Genomic DNA, 2,122 nt, shown 5'->3' with positions numbered 1-2,122 from the left:
GCGCCGTCGGGCCGCACGATCATGATCTCAGCGAACGGGATCGCGCGCCCGATCGAATCGGGATGCGCGGCGACTAAGGAGGGTTCGAGATAGGTCGAACGGAACGCCTCGGTCAGGCCGTACATCGGATAGAGATCGGCTCGCGGAAAGCGCTCGCGAAGGCCGTCGATCACGCGACGAGTCAGGGCGCCGCCAGAGTTTGTAAGCCTTTTCAAAGATGATACGTCGATTTCCTGAGGATCGGCATCAAGCAATTGCGCCCAAAGCGGCGGCACGCCGGCCAGCGTCGTGATCTTCTCCCGCTCGATCGCGCGATAGACGTCGCGCGGCAGCAGATAATCGAACGGCACCAGGCAGGCGCCCGCCGCCCAAGTCGAGACGAGCTGGTTCTGGCCGTAGTCGAAGCTCAGCGGCAGCACGCCGAGCACGCGGTCGGCTGCGTCGAGCTCCAAATAATGCGCGACGCTGATCGCACCGAGCCAGAGGTTCGTGTGGCTGAGCATCACGCCCTTGGGACGACCGGTGGAACCCGAGGTATAGAGCAAGGCAGCCAGCCCGGCGGGATCGGCGTCGGATGGCGGCAATGGCGCGCCATCGAGGGACGGCTCCTCGACTACGATCCGAACGCCTGCCGCCTCAAGCGTCTCCGCACGCGCTGCTTGGGTGACCAGCAGCCGAGCGCCGCTATCCGCAAGAATATGCTGAACTTGCAGATGCTTGAGGAGCGGATTTACCGGCACGTGCACGAAACCCGCGCGCGCGGCGGCCAGCGGCATCAGACAAGCGATGCGGGTCTTGGGCAGCCAGGTCGCGACGCGATCGCCCGGTTCGAGCCCTTGTGCAGCCAGCCAGCCCGCCAAGGCGCCAACCGCAGCCTCCAGACCGGCGAAATCGAGCACGCCGTCACGCGCCGCCAAGGCGGGGTCGGTCGGACGCCCGCGCAGAGGCAAGTGATCGAGCGGCCGCGGTGCTGGGTCGAGCGGGATCATGAGGTCCTGATAGCGAGACGAGACGCTTCCCCCAAGACTTTCGCTTTCGGGATGAAGGCTCACCCTTCCCTACTCCGTCACTCCGGCCTTGTGCCGGGGCCTGCCGGGGCAAGGACGGAAAAGGTTGCGAGCTTGGATCGACCTCGCCGCCACCATAAGGGGGGCACGGCGGATCGCGGGACAAGCCCGGGATTACGAACTCATTGTGTCGTGGCGGGGCACCACAATGACGTGACTGCCAATGCGGCCGTACACACCCTTCCCAAGCCCCGCCTCTATCGGTAACGCGCCGAAACGATGACCACGCACCACGCTCCGTCCATGGTCGACCAGACCGTGCGCGCCGTCCTCAAGGATGTCCTGGCGCTCAGCGCCGATCGCGTCGCGGCGTTCGACGACGACACCGCATTGTTCGGCGCGCTGCCCGAGCTCGATTCGATGGCGGTGGCCGGCGTGCTGACCGAGATCGAGGACCGGCTGCACCTCCTGATAGATGACGATGAGGTGGATGGAGAGATGCTCGAGAGCTTCGGTGCGCTGCGCCGTTTCGCGGAAGCCAAGGTCGGCGCTAAGAAGGACGCATGATCGATCATTACGACTGGGCGGGCGGGCGCGAGGCGATGATGCGCTTCGGTCCCGCCACGGGGCCGGTCGTCGTGGCAGTGCTGCCGCTGTTCGAGGAAGCCAATCGCACCCGCACGTTCGTGACAGGGGTATTGCGACGGTTGGCCGAGCGCGGGATCGCCGGGGCCCTGCCCGACCTGCCGGGCCAGAACGAAAGCCCCGTCGCCACCGAATATGCCATGCTCGCCGGCTGGCGCACCGCACTTGCCTCGGCCGCCAAGGCAGCTGCGGGCGAGCGCCCGGTGCATATTTTATCGTGCCGCGGCGGGGCGTTACTCGATCATGACGTCAAGGCAATATCGCGCTGGCAACTTGCTCCTGCCAAGGGCGAGGCGCTGATCCGCGAGCTGTTCCGCACCAGCGCCGCGGCCGGCGCGCCGATCGAGATCGACCTGGGCAATTACAATGACGAAGGCGGCCCGGTGACGATCGCCGGCAATCGCCTGTCGCGCCCGCTGCTCCGCGACCTCAACGCCGCCGACTGCGTGCGCGACGGCGTGGTCCGCGTC

The 2,122-nt window shown here is 66.5% G+C and carries 3 protein-coding genes; 2 read left to right on the top strand and 1 reads right to left on the bottom strand.

What is annotated here, in order from left to right:
* On the bottom strand, window positions 1-989 hold a 989-nt coding region (locus ACTHJR_RS05015), incomplete at its 3' end, for an AMP-binding protein (RefSeq protein WP_440522027.1).
* A gap of 297 nt (window positions 990-1,286) precedes the next feature.
* On the opposite strand from ACTHJR_RS05015, the gene ACTHJR_RS05010 reads away from it, so the two are divergent.
* Window positions 1,287-1,574 (top strand): acyl carrier protein, encoded by a 288-nt coding sequence (locus ACTHJR_RS05010; RefSeq protein WP_440522026.1) that lies wholly within the window; start codon window positions 1,287-1,289, stop codon window positions 1,572-1,574.
* Window positions 1,571-2,122 (top strand): hypothetical protein (locus ACTHJR_RS05005; protein ID WP_440522025.1); only part of this gene is annotated, 552 nt, incomplete at its 3' end. The genes ACTHJR_RS05010 and ACTHJR_RS05005, both read left to right, overlap by 4 nt.

Source organism: Sphingomonas sp. (assembly GCF_051962185.1).
In the GTDB taxonomy this organism is placed as follows: Bacteria; Pseudomonadota; Alphaproteobacteria; order Sphingomonadales; family Sphingomonadaceae; genus Sphingomonas.
Note: the sequence above shows the minus strand (reverse complement) of the source record. Positions and strands in the feature narration are given on the sequence as shown.

Excerpts from the sequence above, each read along its gene's own strand:
- ACTHJR_RS05010 (WP_440522026.1), top strand. The coding sequence starts at position 1,287 with ATGACCACGCACCACGCTCCGTCCATGGTCGACCAGACCGTGCGCGCC.